General features: G+C 44.1%; 10 protein-coding genes. 2 read left to right on the top strand and 8 right to left on the bottom strand.

Annotated features, from left to right (window positions below):
• Positions 1-70 precede the first annotated feature (70 nt).
• The 5 genes from ACE1CM_RS33800 to ACE1CM_RS33780 form a co-directional block, all read right to left on the bottom strand.
• On the bottom strand, positions 71-1909 hold the full coding sequence (locus ACE1CM_RS33800) for an EAL domain-containing protein (protein ID WP_374883260.1): 1839 nt from the start codon (positions 1907-1909) through the stop codon (positions 71-73).
• Positions 1910-1969: 60 nt separating this feature from the next.
• The gene (locus tag ACE1CM_RS33795; protein WP_374883259.1) at positions 1970-8023 is read right to left on the bottom strand and encodes an AAA family ATPase; all 6054 of its coding nucleotides are present in this window, start codon (positions 8021-8023) and stop codon (positions 1970-1972) included.
• Between the two features lie 518 nt (positions 8024-8541).
• Positions 8542-11154, bottom strand: coding sequence for a GAF domain-containing protein (locus ACE1CM_RS33790; RefSeq protein ID WP_374883258.1), 2613 nt, complete (start codon positions 11152-11154; stop codon positions 8542-8544).
• A gap of 19 nt (positions 11155-11173) precedes the next feature.
• Positions 11174-11563, bottom strand: a complete 390-nt coding sequence (locus ACE1CM_RS33785; protein ID WP_374883257.1) for a zinc ribbon domain-containing protein — start codon at positions 11561-11563, stop codon at positions 11174-11176.
• Positions 11521-12498 carry an RNA-guided endonuclease InsQ/TnpB family protein gene (locus ACE1CM_RS33780; protein ID WP_374883256.1) on the bottom strand — a complete coding sequence of 326 codons (978 nt, stop codon included), beginning with the start codon at positions 12496-12498 and terminating at the stop codon, positions 11521-11523. Before ACE1CM_RS33780 ends, ACE1CM_RS33785 begins: the two co-directional genes overlap by 43 nt.
• Positions 12499-12820: 322 nt before the next feature.
• Here ACE1CM_RS33780 and ftsH point away from each other — a divergent pair, with 322 nt between their 5' ends.
• Positions 12821-14740: an ATP-dependent zinc metalloprotease FtsH gene (gene ftsH, locus ACE1CM_RS33775; protein ID WP_374883255.1), complete on the top strand. Its 1920-nt coding sequence runs from the start codon at positions 12821-12823 to the stop codon at positions 14738-14740.
• A gap of 82 nt (positions 14741-14822) precedes the next feature.
• Here ftsH and ACE1CM_RS33770 read toward each other — a convergent pair whose 3' ends face one another.
• The 3 genes from ACE1CM_RS33770 to ACE1CM_RS33760 all read right to left on the bottom strand — a co-directional run bounded on the left by ACE1CM_RS33770 (position 14823) and on the right by ACE1CM_RS33760 (position 16933).
• The gene (locus tag ACE1CM_RS33770) at positions 14823-15014 is read right to left on the bottom strand and encodes a hypothetical protein (RefSeq protein ID WP_374883254.1); all 192 of its coding nucleotides are present in this window, start codon (positions 15012-15014) and stop codon (positions 14823-14825) included.
• Positions 15015-15091: 77 nt separating this feature from the next.
• Positions 15092-16042: a 7,8-didemethyl-8-hydroxy-5-deazariboflavin synthase subunit CofG gene (cofG, locus tag ACE1CM_RS33765; RefSeq protein ID WP_374883253.1), complete on the bottom strand. Its 951-nt coding sequence runs from the start codon at positions 16040-16042 to the stop codon at positions 15092-15094.
• A 225-nt stretch (positions 16043-16267) separates the two neighbouring features.
• Positions 16268-16933, bottom strand: coding sequence for a LuxR C-terminal-related transcriptional regulator (locus tag ACE1CM_RS33760; protein WP_374883251.1), 666 nt, complete (start codon positions 16931-16933; stop codon positions 16268-16270).
• A 469-nt stretch (positions 16934-17402) separates the two neighbouring features.
• On the opposite strand from ACE1CM_RS33760, the gene ACE1CM_RS33755 reads away from it, so the two are divergent.
• Positions 17403-18437: a hypothetical protein gene (locus tag ACE1CM_RS33755; protein ID WP_374883250.1), complete on the top strand. Its 1035-nt coding sequence runs from the start codon at positions 17403-17405 to the stop codon at positions 18435-18437.
• Positions 18438-18598 lie beyond the last annotated feature (161 nt).

Raw genomic sequence — 18598 nt, 5'->3', positions numbered from 1 at the left:
AGCAATTAGCAAGCTTGCAATTAGCCATTTTTCATAGAAACCCGGTTTCTTTGGGTAATTCCTGGCAATGTTACCGCGTAAAGTGTTTTTGATAAAAGCTTCTAATCACTGCCGTTGCCGCTTGAGTATCGAGGGGTTTATATAACAAATACCCTTGTACCCAATTACATCCAAGTTCTCGCAGTTTTTCTAATTGAAATTCTGTTTCTATACCTTCTGCTACTACTTCTAATCCCAGGTTTTTAGCCAGCATTAAAATTATTTTTATCGTCGCCGTATCCCGGTCTTCTGGAGTTAATTGAACTACAAAAGAACGGTCTATTTTTAAAGTATGAATTGGTAATTCATGCAAGCGACTCAACGAAGAGTATCCCGTCCCAAAATCATCTATACATAACTCTAAACCCATGCTTTTCAATAAATTTAAGTCGAGGTTAGGATTGTTTAACAAACAACTTTCGGTAATTTCTATTCTGATGCAATTCTGAGTCACACCTGTTTCTTGCAAAATTTCTGCGAGTTTTTCAAACAGATTGGCTTGATTAAACTGTACCGGGGAGAAATTGATGTTAAGGCTGAGGGGAAAGTCGGGAAATTCAGTTTGCCAACGTTGTAACTGGCTGCAAGCTTCGCGCACAATCCACCAGCCTAAAGGATTGATTAAACCTGTTTCTTCTGCCAGGGGGATAAATTGAGCGGGGGGGATTCTTCCCTTGGGATGATTCCAACGCAAGAGGGCTTCAAAACCTTTAAGTTCTCTGGTTTTTAAAGATAAAATGGGTTGGTAGTGAAGGCAGAATTCTGCAGATGCAATCGCTTTACGTAAATCGTGTTCCATCTGCATCCGGGCGAGAGCGGATGCTTGCATTTCGGGTGTAAATACCTGATAGCTACAGTTGCTTTCTTGTTTGGATCGATACATGGCAATATCTGCATCTCTGAGGGCATCCATAGGGTTTTGGTAACCCATTTTACTGGAAGTAATCCCGATGCTAGCCCCAATAACAACTTCGTAATCGTTGAAGTTAAATGGCAGACTTAATTGTTCGAGCAATTGTCGCGCAACTTCTGTAGCTTCTCCTGTTTCTAACAATATGACAAACTCATCCCCACCCATCCTGATTGCGGTATTGGGTGCTTTCAAACAAGCTTGCATTCTGACTGCAACCCATTTTAAAAGTTCATCTCCGGTTATATGTCCCAGACTATCGTTAATCACCTTAAACCGATCCAGGTCAACAAACAGCACGGTATAACTTAAATTCGCTTCAATTAAGTTTTTTAACCGCTTAATTAACCAGACGCGATTCGGTAATCCCGTCAAAGAATCGTGGAAGGCATCGTATTCTAATTTTTCTTGACTTTTGCGTAATTCATCGAGTGCTTGAGAAAGTTCTGCGGTTCGTTCTTGTACCCGTTGTTCTAATTCTTCGGTGAGTTGTTGCAAGGCGGCGCGAGCTTTTTGATGCGCGTCAATTTCTTCTTTTAAACGCGAATTTTGCCGTGACAAGGTTAGATTTAAACGTCGTAGTTCTAAGTGAGTTTTAACGCGGGCTAAAACTTCTTCAATTTGAAAGGGTTTGGTAATATAATCTACAGCTCCAAGGGACAAACCTCTAACTTTATCAACCGTATCGGTTAAAGCGGTCATAAAGATAACCGGAATGTCTTTTGTTGCGGGATTGGATTTGAGGCAATCGCATGTTTCAAAACCATCCATTCCCGGCATCAGTATATCTAGCAAGATCAGCGCTGGTGGTTTATATTCGATTTGTTTAATCGCCGTTTCGCCACTCTTTGCGACCGCAACCGTATAGCCAGCATCAGTCAAAGCTTGGGATAAAACTTTCAAATTGTTGGGAGTGTCGTCAACGATTAATATAGGTTCTTTTTGTGGCGATTGATTCATAGTTCTGCCCCCGGATTTTTACTCAATTAAAGTTCTGGGATTGAACCCAACCCTTCTAATTTAACCGGGGTTGATATAAGATTCAAGAAAATTTAAGATTTTTTCTACTTCAAAGTCTTGGGCGAATTGTAAAATTTTTCTACAGAATGGAACAAATTCTTCATTTTCTTGTTCAAGTCTTGACGCTTCTTCCTCTACCTCGAAAATCAGTCCTTGTCGCACTAGATCGTACAGTCGGGCGAGTGCTTCTGGGGGTGGTGGTACGATTGTAGCGATCTGGTGTGCATTTTCTATCTCTGGTGGGAGTTGAGGATTTTTTTGTTCATAAATCCATTCGAGTCCTAAATGCAGTTGTAATTTTTCTAACAGATTTTCTAGGACGACTGGTTTAGAGAGAAAATCGTTGCTACCTGCTTGGATGCTCTTTTGCCGATCGATATTATAAACGCTGGCAGAGCAAGCAATTATCGGAACTGCTTGAAATTCCGGTAACCGCCGCAACTGGCGCATCATTTCAAAACCGTCTAATACTGGCATGACGAGGTCGATAATTATTAGGTTTGGTTGTAGCGCGCGAGCAATTTCTATACCTTCCTCACCGTTGGCAGCTTCTGCAATAATAAAACCCAGGGGTTCGAGCATATTTCTCAAAACGGCGCGGTTTTGCCATTTGTCGTCCACTACTAAAATTTTCTGCTGTTTTCCCTCGTAGCCAATAATCATTTCATTGTGCTTAGATTGACTTGATTTTGTGCTACCGACGATGACTGGTAAATCTAAATCTATCCAAAAAGTGCTGCCTTCTCCCAGCTGACTTTTAACGTTGATAGTAGACCCCATCATGTTAACGATTTTTTGGCTAATTGCCAGTCCGAGTCCAGTTCCTTCTACCAAACGAGCTCGATCGCCTACCCGTTCAAAAGGTAAGAAAATTTGTGCTATTTCCGACTCACTCATGCCAACGCCAGTATCTTGAATTAGGAAGCGAATTTGACAAATTGGTAATGGGTAATCGGGAATCGGTAATTGGTTATCGTTTGCTGCGTTACCTATTACCTCTACCTTAAAAGTTACTCCCCCTTCTTCAGTAAATTTGATGGCATTACCCAGGAGATTAATTAAAACTTGACGCAACCGCTTTTCGTCAGTATAAATGCTCTTTGGTAGTTGCTTTGAAGGTTGGTAAGTAAACGAAATGTTTTTGGTTTCGGCTTTGATGCGGCAGATTTCTACAACGCATTGCAGGAAGAAATCAAAATCAATTTCACTGGGACAGAGTTCCATTTTCCCGGCTTCAATTTTGGAGAGGTCGAGAATGTCATTAATTAGAGTTAACAAGTGCCCGCCGCATTGATGTATAATATTAATCGCTTCTTTTTGTTTATTTTTTAAACTGCTGTCTCGTTGCAAAATTTGGGTATAACCCAAAATGCCGTTGAGGGGGGTTCGCAGTTCGTGGCTCATATTGGAGAGGAATTCGGTTTTAGCAAGGCTAGCAGCTTCAGCGGATTTTTTAGCCGTTGCTAATTCCTGGGTGCGTTCTTTTACTTTAACTTCTAGGGTGCGGGAATAGTGTTCTAATTGCTGCTTGGTATGCTGCAAGTTGCTGTATAACAAAGCATTTTCAATCGAGATAGCAGCTTGAGCGGTAATCAGGTTGATTACTTCGATGCGATCGCTTGTAAATGCTCCTGTCGTTAAGTTATTCTCCAAATAGATCGCACCGCTCAGTTGACCTTTATTTATAATTGGCGCACACAAGATAGATTTAGACTGATAAGTTTTAATATAGGGGTCATCGGTAAATCGTCCCATATTAGCAGCATCGTGGTTCACGACTATTTCTTTAGTCCGCGCTACATAATTAATAACCGAAACAGGCAGACAGTTTTCAACGGGAATAGATTGCAAAACAGCGATGTTTTCATTATCCACTGAACCGGAAGCTTCTATCAGCAATTGCCCTGAATCGTTCGCTGGATCTGCCTGGGAATGTAAAATTAAATAGCCAACTTGCGCCGCGGCATTCTCGAGCATAATTTTCATTAACTTAGCCAGTAACTTTTCTAGGACGATTTCGCCATAAATCGCTTGAGATGCTTTAATCACCGTCGCTATATCTAAAATTTCCGTTGAGCTAGTGCTAGTAGTTATGTGACTGGTAATTGAATATTTAACGCTATTTTTAGTCCAATTTTCAGTTATTAAATGCGGATATTTATCTGACAACTTTTTGACTTTTGCCTGACTTCCCCAGCAGGTATAGCAGTAGCAAGCATCCCGCATATAAACTTGGGCAATTTTTTCTTTTCTCCTACTTAAATAAAGTTTAGCTGCCAGCTCATTGCTAAGTGCTTCTTCTTGGATGTATTCGTTTTTTTTAGCACCGGCGATCGCGCGATCGCAATAGTCCATCGCTTCCAGATATTGCCCTAAAACTCGATGCCTTTCTGCCTCGACTAGATCGTATTTATGTAAATAGTTCATCGGCGCGATATTCGCCCAATATTTCATTTTTTTCTGATTAACATTGACTTTTTTGATAATCTTTGCTTGCTCTTCACTTGCCAACTCTGGGTATACCATCAGTCGCGCTAGAGAATCGTAAAAATAGAAGACGGCAACTAGAGCTAACCCGGTTCCCCCATCCAGGTAAGTTTCTGCTAGGTTAGCGTAGGCGATCGCTTGAGAATACTCTTCAAATAAATAGCTAAGTATTAATTTGTTTAAATATAAAAATAACAGTCCGTAATAATCGTTTGCTTGCTCGTAAATCGGTAATTTTTCCCACTCATCATAAACTTTCCCCGTCAAAACACCTGGCAAAAGAGAACCTTCGATTAAATTCAAAATAGCCTGTCTATCTCGTTCGAGATAATTAACGGCTGTCAATTGCTTATGTTGCTCTAAAACCTCACTGTAGGTTTTCATTTCTTGTTCTAGCTCGTTCAAAGGCTGTCCAGTTAAAAAAGAATAATAGCAATATTTTACAATGCTATACCCGGCATATTCAAAACAGCCGTTATCTTTGCCAATTTCATAGGCATTATGTAAAGGTTTTAAAGTTGACTTCAGATGAAATTTCCAACCTTGGATAGTTCCATAAACTAAATCGAGCGTCCGAGATAATACTTGCTTATTGTCTAATTTATCTAAAAGTTTTAAAGCCACCTGACCAAATTTATAGCCGGACTCAATCGATACCACCGAACCACAAAGGATAGCACCGTAATAAGCATAACTCAAGGGAGATACATCAGCATTACCATACTCAAGCGATAAGTTAACCTGCTGCGATATAATCAGCGGCAATAGTTGAGGATTGGCGGTATAAGCCGCAGCATTAGCACTCGCTAACAGCCGCATCACTGCCAGCGCAATTGGCTCGGACATGGGGGGCAATTCTATTAAATCTAAAAATTCTTTTCCTGTTAATTTCGCTGCGGTTTCTAACAAAGCTTCATCCAAGTCTGCACGACTTGGTTGCTTGGGAATATTTACCCCCAGTAACGAAACAGTTTGCCAAGCTATCTCAACTGCTTCTGGCAATTGTGTCTGTGCTATGCAAGCTTTAATTTTAACTTGAGAAACTTTCACTTTATCGAGTTGAGTTTTAGCTTTTTGCAGCACCACTTCAGTTAACTTACTCTGCTGTTGAAAGTCGCCATTGAGGTAGGCTGCCTCTACGGCTGATTCATAAAGTGCTAGTGTTAGATCGTAGGCAAGCAGCCAGCTATTTTTTGCCAGCAGTTCTATCCCTGCATTCAAATATTTGGATGCCACCCCATAAGCAGAAGCTGCTAAAGCTTTTTGACCTGCAATTAAATTAAGAAAGGCAATTTCATTGAGTGGGATAGGCGTCCTCGCCTGTCTTTCTTTTCCCTCAGGTATCGCCTGTCTTTCTTTTCCATCAGGTAAAGATAAATCTCGCCAGACTCCTATACCCAGATTGAGATGAGGGACAATTTCAAATATTTTGTCTGATAAAGTTTCTGGCGGACTATTCTGCAACAGCAGACGACCAATTTGTAAGTGAACGGCTGTTTTCTGCGTTTGATCGATCGAGTTATACGCCGCCTGTTGCACGCGATCGTGGGTAAATTTATAATCTTGCTCAGGTTGGATTAAACCCCATTCAACTGCTATAACTAAGTCTTGGACAACTTCCCTCGGTAATTTATGGCAAATTATAGACAGGGTATTTAAGTCAAAATTGGTACCTACACAAGCAGCTAAGCGTAAAATATTTTGGGTTGATTCGGGCAGTTTTTTCAACTTATCAATCAATAATTCTACAACATTATCGGTGATGTTCATCGCTGCAATTTTAGCCATATCCCATCGCCAATTCAGACAATCTAAATCAAATACGAGTAGGTTTTCTGCGTAGATCTGTTTCAAAAATTCATTAACGAAGAAAGGATTGCCTTCGGTTTTACGATGCACTAATTTTGCCAATTCTTTAACCGCTTCAGTAGGACTGTGCAAGGTATCGGCAATCAGTTGTGTCACGGATTTTAGACTTAAAGGTTCTAAGGTAATCTGGTTGATAGTGACTCTTTTTTTTCCCAATTGATTAACCGCGAGTTTCACCGGATGATTCGGGTTAAATTCTTGCTCTTGATACGCCCCAATTAGCAACAGGTATTGCAGAGCGATATCGGTCACTATCAGTTTGATTAACTTGAGCGTGGCGGTATCAGTCCAATGGAGATCGTCCAGAAAAATTACTAATGGATGTTCGGGTTGGCAAAACACCCGGATGAAGTTTTGGAATGCGAAAATAAAGCGATTTTGCGACTCGATTGAACTTAATTCTGGGACGGCTGGCTGTTTACCTATAATCAGTTCCAATTCGGGTATCGCATCGATAATCACCTGACCTTGCTGATGCAAAGCTGCTAATAATTTTTCTCGCCATTGCTGGAGTTGCCCTTCGCTTTCTGTTAGCAATTGTCGCACCAATCCCTGAAACGCACTGACGATACCGCTGTAGGGAATGTTCCGCTTCAATGGGTCGAATTTCCCTGTCAGAAAATAACCGCGTTTTTTGGCGATCGCTTGATAAATTTCTTGCACCAGTGCTGACTTGCCAATCCCGGAATAACCCGTTACTAACATCAATTCAATTTTGGATTGAGGACTCTTCCCCTCTCCCCCTGCAACTCGTTCAAATGCTGCTAGTAAAGTTTTGACCGCTTGTTCCCTGCCGTAAAGTTTTTGCGGTATTTCAAATTTGTCGTAAATATCGTTTTGACCGGGAATTATATCTTCAATTTCACCATTGGCTTCTAACTGCATCAAGCACATCACTAGATCTGCTTGAATTCCCCAGGCACTTTGGTATCGATCTTCAGGATTTTTTGCTAACAATTTCATGATAATTGCTGAAATATCCTGGGGAATATCTGAATCGATTTCATGGGGCGGTATCGGCTGTTTGGCAATATGACAGTGTACCAACTCGATTGGGTCGGTTGTTTTAAAGGGTAGCTGGTTGGTCAGCAGTTCGTAAAACGTGACTCCCAAAGAATAAAAATCAGTTCTGTAATCTAGAGAACGGTTCATTCTGCCGGTTTGTTCCGGCGATATATAAGCTAAAGTTCCTTCTAACAGATTGGGATTGTTTAGCGTTGGGTTTTGACGGCTTAAGATTGTAGCAATACCAAAGTCGATCAGTTTTATCTGTTCGGTTTCTCGGTTGTAAACAATGTTGGATGGGTTGATATCTTTGTGGATAATATTGGCAGCATGTATTTCCCCGATAATTTCGGTAAGTTTAATCGCAATCTCCAAAAATTCAACCAGGGTAATCTTTTGGCTTGATTTAACCAGCCTTTTTAAAGATTCTCCCCCAAAATCCTCTAAAATCATTACCAGCGTATTTTGATATTTTTCCAAGCTATAAGCTTTGATAACTCCTGGCAGCTTCAATTGCTGGGTGATTTCATATTCTTGTTTGTATTGGTTCAGTTCCGCTACACTGGGATAATCTGACTTTAGAACTTTTAGAATCGCCGGTATCTGTTTTTGCTCATAGATTCCCCGATAAACTATAGACTTTTCACTTTCGTAGATTTTCGCTTGAACAACAATACCAGGAAGGATAATCATACTCAGTCGCTCCTTTCAAGTTGTAGATGCAGTTTCTTCTCTCGGCAACAAAAAACCTAGCACGAACGATAGGGTTAACCACAAATTAACCCGAATTCATTATCCAGGCAGGGGGAAGAAAGTGGGGTTGGACAAGATGTTAAAGATTTATTGTTAACTTTTTATTCATATGTAAGTATATATTTTTTATCAGACCACCGCAATCGTGTAATCGGGAAACGAGTAAAGCATTGGTTGACTGGATTTGATGGATATCGCTGCAATGCTGACTCGAATGCTTCACCGTAAGGCATACGGGAACGGCTGTCTTCGAGACAGGAAACGCTTGGGGAGAATGAACTTCTATCTTGATTGGTTGGGACCTTTCAGGACAAGTTCTCTCTACTCACATCTTGCACCTTTCTCAATCAGGCTGGAGAAACCGGGTTTCTAGACGCAAAAGAAACCCGGTTTCTAACCCTGGTGCAAGATGTGAGTCTATGAACCAAGAATCCCCGTCGCTGTCAGAGCTGGGAGTGTCAAATTGCTGGTAATGTAAACCAAAAAGTTGCTCCAGCGCCAGGACTGCTCTTGACACCAATTTCGCCGCCGTGAGCGATAATAATTTGACGGCACAAATATAAACCCAACCCAATGCTAGTTGAGCGTCGGTTGTGGGAACCTCTGACATAAATTTCAAACAGATGATCGCAGGTTTCTTGACTCATGCCAACGCCATTATCTTGCAGCGTAATGCGAATTAGAGAATTGGTAATGGGTGAGTTGGGTTCAGTCTCGACGGTGGCGCTGAGTGTGAGGCAAAGTCCGGGTGGGTTATGGTTTAAAGCATTGGCGATCAGATTCTCAAAAACGCGCCATAGCTGATTTGGATATGCATTAATAATTGGTATATTATTGGGGACTAAATTTGTCAGCGTGGCTTGATTTTTTGCTAACAATGGCTCTAATTCTGCCAGAATTGATGCAATAAGCTGGCTCAGTTGTACTGGTTCGCGGTGCAGGACAATCCCGTGGATTTCGCTTGAGTGAAGTTCCAAGAGCGAGTTAATTAAGTGGAGTTGGCGATCGCTACTTTGCACCATGCGTTCTAAAATCGATCGAGAAACTGGAATTGCTAATTGTTCGTTGCCATTAGCTAGTAAGTTTTTTAACACCATTAACCAACCCATTACGGGGGTTCGCAAGTCGTGGGTAACCCCATGTAAAAATAAATCTTTGATCTGGTTTAATTCTTGCAATTCTTGCATTTTTTGTTCTAGTTGCGCCGTGCGTTCTTGAACTTGACTTTCTAAGTTAGTATTGAGTGCTTGAACTTGTTGATAGAGTTCAGCTTGCTGGATTGCGATCGCCACCTGAGTCGCCAGCTGCTTTAGCAAGTCAATTTCAAATGACCGCCAGTGACGCGGTGCAGAACATTGGTGCGCCGCTAACACTCCAAACGCTTCGTCCCCCAGCATAATCGGCACAACTAAACCAGCTTTGATGTGATATTGCTGATAAAATTCAGCGATAAATTGGGGTAATTTTATACTAAAAGTATCGTCGATAACACGGATGCAATTTTCGTCAAATAGTGCAGTCGCTGCAATTTCCGTTGCGTTTTCGCTCCGCCATCCCCGAATTGAAGGCCATTGAAAGTCTACAGATTCGGCGACAACTTTGGCAATTCCTGTGGGAGTTCCTTGGTAGATATAAACGCGGTCGGCGTGCAGAAATTGCCGCACTTCTGCGACGGTGGTGTTGAGAATTTGGTCGAGATTGAGACTGCGGCGAATGCGGAGGGCAATTTGAGCTAATAAGCGATCGCGTTCTGCTGTTATTTTAATCTGTTCTCGATCTCGGATGCGATCGCTAATATCGGTGACAACCAGCAGAATACATTCTTGACCGCCTAAAACAATCCGTTCTGCTGAATACAAACCCACCACAATTTCCCCCGACTTTTTGCGAAACTGGAATTCAAAATTGCGAATTGCCCCCTGATTTTGCAACATTTGAATCGATCGCAAGCGGTCTTCTAAGTTGACCCAAAAATTCAGTTCAAGCGCGGTACGACCGATGACTTCTTCCCGGTCATAACCGCTAATTGATGAGAAATTGTCGTTGATGTCGATCAGGCGTCCTTCTGGGAAACTAGCGATCGCGATGGCGCTAGGACTCGATCTAAAAGCTTTGGAAAACTTTTCTTCTGACTCGCGCAACGCTGCTTCTGTCCGCTGGCGTTCGTGCGCTTCAATTGCCAGAGAAACTAAATCTGCAATCGAACCGGCGAAATTTTCTTCCTCCAAGGCCCACTGACGCCCCGGTTCCACTTGTTCGTGACACACAACCCCCACCATTTGACCTTCTAACCAAATGGGCGCATCTAACATCGATCTCAGACCCAGACGAGTTAGATAATTTTGGGAAAATTCTTTTGTTCTCGGATCGGTATGAGCATCGTGGGCGGCAATAGTGCGATCTGTTTCTAATGCTTGAAAATAACTTGGATAAGTATCTGCTGATATTTCAAACCCTTGAGAATGACGATTTGCACTGCGTTCGTAAAGGTCAATGCAGACTAATTTTAATTTGGCATCTTCTGAAATATGCAATTTGAAATTATTGTATAACCAAACGCTCACCCGCTCAATTTCTAGAGTTTCGGCAGCAGCTTCGGTAATTTCTCGAATCGCTGCATTCAAATCGCGCTGATTGAGCGTTTTACGCCTTGCCAGTTTCATCAGGATTTGGGTTTGGCGGCGCAGGCGTTGTTCGCTTTCCCGCAAGGCAATTTCTGCCTGCTTGCGTGAGGTAATTTCTTGCGACATTACCATTCCGGCTAAAATTTCTCCTTTATCGTTTTTGACTGGTAGGGTATGGAGGCTAAAAACGCGGTTGTCGTATTGCACTTCAAAAGCATTTGTCTCCCCTGCAAGTGCTGCCCGATAATATGGCTCGATGATCTGGCAAATTTGGCGAGACCATACTTGCCAAATTGTCTTTCCTTCTAACAATTCTTTGGCAACACCGATCGCTGCTAATCCTGCGCCTTCTGCGATGCAATAGCGCAAATCCCGCTCGAACAAGAAAACGCCACCGTTGGGAAAGTTTTTAGCTAGGGTGCGGTATAAATCTTCACTTTCAAGCATAGGTGACATCCTCCCGGCGCTAACCTTGCGGTATAGCGTGGGGTTCCAAACCTCGCGATTTGGCATTCCTAGTTTTTCCCTTGCGGGGTTTTGCCTCTGACCTAGATAGAATTGCTTCCATCCCCGGCAGACCGACTGCATAGGCGTTTTCGATTCCCCAGAGTCCCTGGGTACTCAACTGTTCTAGACCACGCAATCTGATAACAAGAGCAGCAGCATAGTCTCTATCTGTTTCGTATCCACACCTATCACATTTATGCACTCGGAGCGACAGTTCCTTTTTGCCTGTATGCGTGTTGCATTTAGGGCAGGTCTGGGATGTACCATCTGGGTTGACACGGGCAAAGTAGACAAGATGTTTCTTCGCTACCCATTCGAGTAGATTGAGGAACTGTGCAAAAGCCGCCATCTTGCGGTATGCTTTCGCAGCATACCCCTAGACATAGCTTTCAGATTCAAGTCCTCAACAAATATCATTCCAATCCCATCTTTTTTACAAAGACGGTTGGCTAGCTTGAACTGCCAATCTTTCCTCACGCTGCCGATGTGGTTGTGGAATTTAGCAACCTTGATTCTTGCTTTTTCGCGGTTGGCAGAATCCTTTTTTGTTCTGGCATACTTGCGTTGCAGCAATTCAAGCTTGCGGTACAAGGATGTCAGGAATTTGGGTCTAGCAATAAATTCCTTATCGGAGGTTGTTAGAAATTTTTCCATTCCTAGGTCGATGCCCAGTGCATCCCCATGAGGGTGAGCATCTGGAATTGAAACATCAGACTCTATTGTGAATACAGCTTCCCAGCTATCAGCTTTTCTCAACACTCTAACTTGCTTAACCACAAACCCATCTGGAATTGGTCGATGTAAGTTAATCGGCATTCTCCCAATCTTGGGCAAAGTGATCCCCCCCATCCCCCCTTTAGTTCCCCCCTTGGTCAGGGGGGTTAGGGGGGATGCTTTGAACTGAGGAAAAAGCATTGACTTCAGTTGCCCAAACTTCTTGAAGCGAGGAAAGCCAAATCCTTTGCTCTGAAAATAGTTCCAAGCATCGTGCAATCTCCGAATCGTAGTTTGCCAGACCTGAGCCGGAACTTCTGCTAATGAGGGAATTTTTTTCTTGGCTTTTGGGAGTGCGTTCTGCTGGTTGTAGTAAGTTGGGAACGGCTGGGAAGCGGGAATTATATATTCTTGCTCCAACGAACAATAATCCAAACTACATTTACGCGAATTTACCCAATCTTTTATTTCTCGCAAAGCATGATTATAAACCTTGCGGGATATCTCCAACCAATCGAGCAACATTTGCTCTTGGCTGGCATCTGGGTAAATTCTGTAGCGATAGTTCATTATTAGATTCATGTCTATATTCTAACATAGAACTGCTAGTCTATAGACCTAAGCTAATTGTCAATTTTATCGGTATTGACCGAATAAAATTGACGAAAGGGGATGTCCATGTATCCCGTCGCCAAATCTTTGATTATGGCGCGGGACTTATAGCCTCCCCCAAACCCCCCACCATTAGTTAATTAATCCTCCAAAATCGGATCTTCTCCATTTTTCCCAGCTTATCTATCTTCCTGGACACCAAGGCTTCGCTAAACTGGGAGTGGAGCGCGTGCATTGCGCCCCAAAGTCAAAGTGGCGAATAGCAGGAAAGAGCGATCGCATGAACAAATCCCGCATACAAACCGGCAAAAAGCACCCAATCGCAAGAGGCAGAGCAAATCTAGGCGCGATTGCAGCCAGTTGGCTGCTCCTCCAGGGAATGCTAGCAGCCTCCCCAGCCTTAGCTAATTCTCCCCCGCAGCAGCCATCCCCCTCCCCCTCGGCGCAGCCATCCCCCCCCACCTATGGCGATCTGATCGAGAAAATCGAATCCGGTCAAGTCACCAGCCTGGAAATTGACCCAACTCAACAGGTTGTCAGAGCCAAGTTAAAGACTCCGATTGACGGCAAATCTGAATTAGTAGTCCCGATATTTCTGCAAAATCCAGAACTAATTAAAAAACTACACGAAAAAAAAATTCCCTTCGCAGTACAACCCACTGCCGATAACAGCGCTGCCTTGGGATTTGTAGTCAACCTGCTATTAATTATGGTATTAATCGCAGGATTGCTGATGATTTTGCGTCGGTCGGCAAATGTTTCTAACCAAGCGATGAACTTTGGCAAATCTCGCGCCCGCTTTCAAATGGAAGCCAAAACCGGAGTGAAATTTGACGACGTAGCAGGTATTGAAGAAGCCAAAGAAGAACTGCAAGAAATCGTCACCTTCCTCAAACAACCAGAAAAATTTAGCGCCATCGGTGCGCGCATTCCTAAAGGCGTTTTATTAATTGGACCACCGGGAACTGGTAAAACTTTATTGGCTAAAGCGATCGCAGGCGAAGCAGCCGTTCCTTTCTTCAGTATTTCCGGTAGCGAATTCGTCGAAATGTTCGTCGGCGTCGGCGCATCCAGAGTCCGAGATTTATTCAAAAAAGCCAAAGAAAACGCCCCCTGTTTGGTATTCATTGATGAAATCGATGCCGTAGGCCGTCAACGCGGCGCAGGAATAGGCGGCGGTAACGACGAACGCGAACAAACTCTCAACCAATTACTAACAGAAATGGACGGGTTTGAAGGCAATAGCGGTATTATTATCATCGCCGCTACGAACCGTCCCGACGTATTGGATGCGGCTTTATTGCGACCGGGAAGATTTGACCGTCAAATCTTAGTCGATGCCCCCGACTTTAAAGGACGCTTAGAGATATTAAACGTCCACTCCCGCAACAAAAAACTCGACCCGGAAATATCTTTAGAAACCATCGCCCGTCGCACTCCTGGATTTACCGGCGCCGACTTGGCAAACTTACTCAACGAAGCTGCAATTCTAACTGCCAGAAGGCGCAAAGAAGCCATCACAATGGATGAAATTAACGATGCCGTTGACCGCGTTGTTGCCGGGATGGAAGGCACGCCCTTGGTAGATAGCAAGAGCAAGCGATTGATAGCGTACCACGAAGTAGGACACGCCATTATCGGCACTTTACTTAAAGACCACGACCCAGTGCAAAAGGTAACATTAATTCCCCGGGGACAAGCGCTGGGTTTAACTTGGTATACGCCAAATGAAGAGCAGGGATTAATTTCTCGCGCTCAAATTTTGGCCAAGATTACTAGCATTTTAGGAGGACGCGCCGCCGAAGAAGTAATCTTTGGCGATGCGGAAATTACCACGGGTGCTGGTAATGACTTGGAAAAAGTATCATCCTTGGCGCGGCAAATGGTAACCCGTTTTGGCATGTCCGACTTAGGGCCAGTTTCCTTGGAAAATCAGTCGGGCGAAGTGTTTTTGGGGCGCGATTTTGTGGCGCGAAACGAGTACTCGGAAGAAATAGCCGCGCGCATTGATTCCCAGGTTCATAATATTATCCAGCATTGTTACGAACAAGCCAAGCAAATTATTCAGGAAAACCGTACCTTAATCGACCGCTTGGTAGAAATTCTCGTCGAGCAAGAAACGATTGATGGTGATAAATTCCGTCAAATCGTCGCCGAACACGTGCCACTACCAGAGCAGCCATTAGCATCCAGTTTTTAACCAGTAGGGGCACGGCATAGCCTAATTTTTGGTTGATATCAAAGCTTTTCTGATGCCGTGCCCCTACAGGCTGAAATTTATTTCAACGCTTCTTCCGCTGGTAAACTAGGCGGGCGAGACGCCCATCCCACAAGAGTGTTTCTGGTTTTGTGGCGTGGGCATCCTGCCCGCCTCGATTTTCATCCCGGGCGAGACCCCCATCCCACAAGAGTGTTTCTGGTTTTGTGGCGTGGGCATCCTGCCCGCCTCGATTTTCATCCCGGGCGAGACCCATCCCACAAGAGTGTTTCTGGTTTTGTGGCGTGGGCATCCTGCCCGCCTCAAATATTTTTGCCAGAGGTGTCCTGAAATTTATCGCATCCGCCACCGCTTCACAGACTCTTGCAATTCAACAGATAACCATTCATCGTACTGGGGATAAACGGGTAAACGGGGCATTAATTTCCACCCAGCAGGCTGTAAAATTTCTTGTAATCTCTGATAGTGAGGATGGGGATAATCGGGATTGACTTCATCTTTTGGTCCAATTCCGCCTAAATCTCTCGCACCCGCCTCTAAACAAGCTAATAACCAATTGTCATCTTGCACTAAATTGGGAGGAATTTGTATCGTAATATCTGCTGGCAGAATTGCACGGGCAGTTGCGACGATTTCCGGTAATTGAAGCAAATCAAAACCAGGTGCATCCCAACTCTGCCGTTCCCCTGGACTATAAGGTTGTAAAATAACTTCTTGTATGTGTCCCCAGCGTTGGTGAATGCTTGCTATTGCTTCTAAACTTTCCCACCAATCTTGCTGTGTTTCTCCAATTCCCAACAGCACTCCAGTAGTAAATGGAATTCGCAATTCTCCCGCCCATTCTAACTGTTGCAACCTCACTTCTGGTAACTTACTCGGTGCGTGGCGGTGAACGGTTTGCAACAGTTTGGGCGTTAATTGTTCTAACATTAACCCCATTGATACATTAACCTTTTTCAACTGAGCCATTTCTTCATAACTTAATGGCCCCGCATTTGTATGGGGTAAAAATCCAAATAAAAGTGCTAATTTACACATATCATATATGCGCTGGAACCAGAGCGTACGCCTCGAAGACCGTGGATGCACCTCGCCGCTGAGGATGAGAATCTCGCAAATTCCACGATGAAGCGATTGCAGAATTCCCTCAGCCTCTGGCAGCGTCAGCCAAGGACTTTGACCAGGTTCGGCGCGAAAGTTACAATAAGCACATTGATTAAAGCATTCATAAGTGGGAACTACCGTATAAGCCGGACTATAACTAATAACGCGAGAAGGTATCATAGCAAAGATTCTAAACGTAGTGCGTTAACGAAGTGTAACGCACCGCTACCACCATATAACTCCAGAATCCCGGTTTCTCCAAGCAACCGGGATTCTCAAACAGAACTATTTTCACTTGATTTACCTACCTGCACTTACAGCACAAGCCAAGGCACCTTTAAACATCGCTCTCACTCCCAAAATCAAAAATTAGATCGTGCACCCTGATGAATCTCGGTTTAACCCTCAACTCACCAGATTTTTTTCCCCACCCTGATTCCAACGTTTCTTGGCATAGATATTTTTAACGTGGGTTTTGACCGTATTGAGACTAATATGCAACGTCGCGGCAATTTCTTGATAGCTATAATCCTGGCGCAATAAAGACCATATTTCCATTTCCCGGTCGGTAAACTGGTATTTTTGCTGCTCGAACTGCAATTCTTCTTGCAGGATTTCGTTGCGGTTTTCCAAGAATACTAAAATATACTGGGCGCGCCCTGTCCCTCTAGAATCGTCACTTGCATATGAGTTTAGCCAACTCGCCCGGACGCGAATTGTTTGTCCTCCAGCAGCTTGACACTCTAAAATCACAGGTTGATCGCTACCGTTGCCGTTTTTGATTAATTTGTGGCAAATTTCAGAAACTACTTCCGGTAAACCTGCCCAGGAGGGATCGTTCTCCGCTAAAGTTTGGCACAGTTCCTTAGCTTGTCGATTCACGTAGACGGGTTTAACGTTGCGGGAGATAATCATCAAACCTTCGCGCAACGACTCAGCCAGAATCTGCCAAGACCAATCAAACGTGGCTGGTTTGGGTTGGGAGACTTCCTCGTTGAAGTTGTGCCGATCCCACCTTGAATTTAAGATCCATGTTCCTTCTGAGGCAATAGGCAGTGTGTGGACTGTCATCTGTATAATCCCTTAACTCCTGATGCCATCTTCGTGTGGGCGTTGGTGAAGTCGCAATGAGCAAGCTGTAACCCTCACCAATTCCCTGAAGTCAAACCCCATCAGTAGAAACAGGGTGAATCGCCCTGAAGTAGGGTGAAGTTTTTTGGAGAAATCAGCTTTTCCAGTTGCGGCTGCGAAATAATAAATCTCAGGCTATGCCATCGCAGCCACGAAGCCAAGTCGGAACATGGCCCAATCCCAGGCAACGTTGATGTATAGAGCAACGATTTGAGCGCAATTGCGCTCAAAAAACAGTAAAAGTTGGATTTGGCAACCGATTCGTAGAATAGAGCGACCCGTGACGACAAAACTGGAGGGGGTGAATCGGTTTGTCCTTTACAGCACCCTCTCTACTTATATTCCAACGAGCGATCGCAAAACGCCTCACCCGTTTGGGTAGTTCTTCAGACTATCACCTGAACATCTTATGAACCCAATCAGCTTAAACCAGTGGTTTTCCCTCGACCAACAGCGTAACTACGTCTCAAAGCTAACGGGGCGGAATGGTTTAACTCGTCGTCGGGCGGAGTACTTTGTCAAGTTGTGGGCGTACTTACTGCTGAAGCAGCAACAAGAGATGGGGAACGGCAAGGTGCAACCTTTGAGGGAACTTTCCCCATTGATCGGGGCGATGCCCTGTACCCATCGCGAGGCGGCAGAACTATTTTACTCGGACAAAGAAAGGGGAAGCGATCGCGCTGCCGGAATGATGATCGACCAGCTGGTGTACCTCGGTTTAATTAAGAAAAAATTTGACGGTAGCACAATAAGCATTGAAATCCGCCCTCTACCAGAACTTAACCCACGACCCCAACCAGAACAACCCATAAGGGTTAAAACCGATGCCTTCAATCCCAGCAACGATGCCGTCCTCGCCGCCAATCTAATTGTCCGCAACTACAGCTGGTTGAATCCAGAAGGGACGCCTACCTACAGGATTGTTAGGTTACTGCGGGGTTGGGCGCAGCAATACCCGATGGGGATGCGGGTGCTGCGTCGTTGCGATGATGAAAATGTGGTTGGATTTTACATGCTGTATCCAACTGCAAGGGAATCTGAGGAAAACTTTTTTCTGCCGCCCAGCAAAAGCCTCTACGTGACAGTCAATCTTGAAACCGATCCGATGGCACTCGCGACTCCAGGCGATCGCGATTGTACCGTTGCCTTTGTTCGGTCTTGGACTGTTGATGCTGCTTTTCTGCAAAAAGACTACCTGACTCAATTTGTACAGGACGTGCAGCAGACGCTTCGCCAGATGCAGCAAGAATTTCCCAACCTCTGCGACCTCTATGCTATGGTGTTCCATCCGGAACACGACGAACTGCGAATAGCTTTGGGTTTCCAAAAAACCGTTGAAGATACTCAGCTACCCCTCAGCTGGATCTATCAACCAGTCGATCGATTTTTAGCCTTGGATGTCCCTCAAGCACTGGCGAACCTTAAACTATCTCTGCCTGAATAATTGTGAACCGTGCAGCGCCTATAAGCTGCGCTAATACCATTGATAACTACTACCAATCAAAAATAAATGCAACAGATATTTACAAAACTAAATAAGTGGGTTAATGTATATACATCGGAAGGCAAAACCGACCGACAACCTTGAAAAATAAATCATTCCAG

The organism is Microseira sp. BLCC-F43, from assembly GCF_041929235.1.
Taxonomy (GTDB): Bacteria; Cyanobacteriota; Cyanobacteriia; order Cyanobacteriales; family Aerosakkonemataceae; genus Microseira.
The sequence above is the reverse complement of the archived record's forward strand: the minus strand, read 5'-3'. Positions and strand labels throughout refer to the sequence as shown.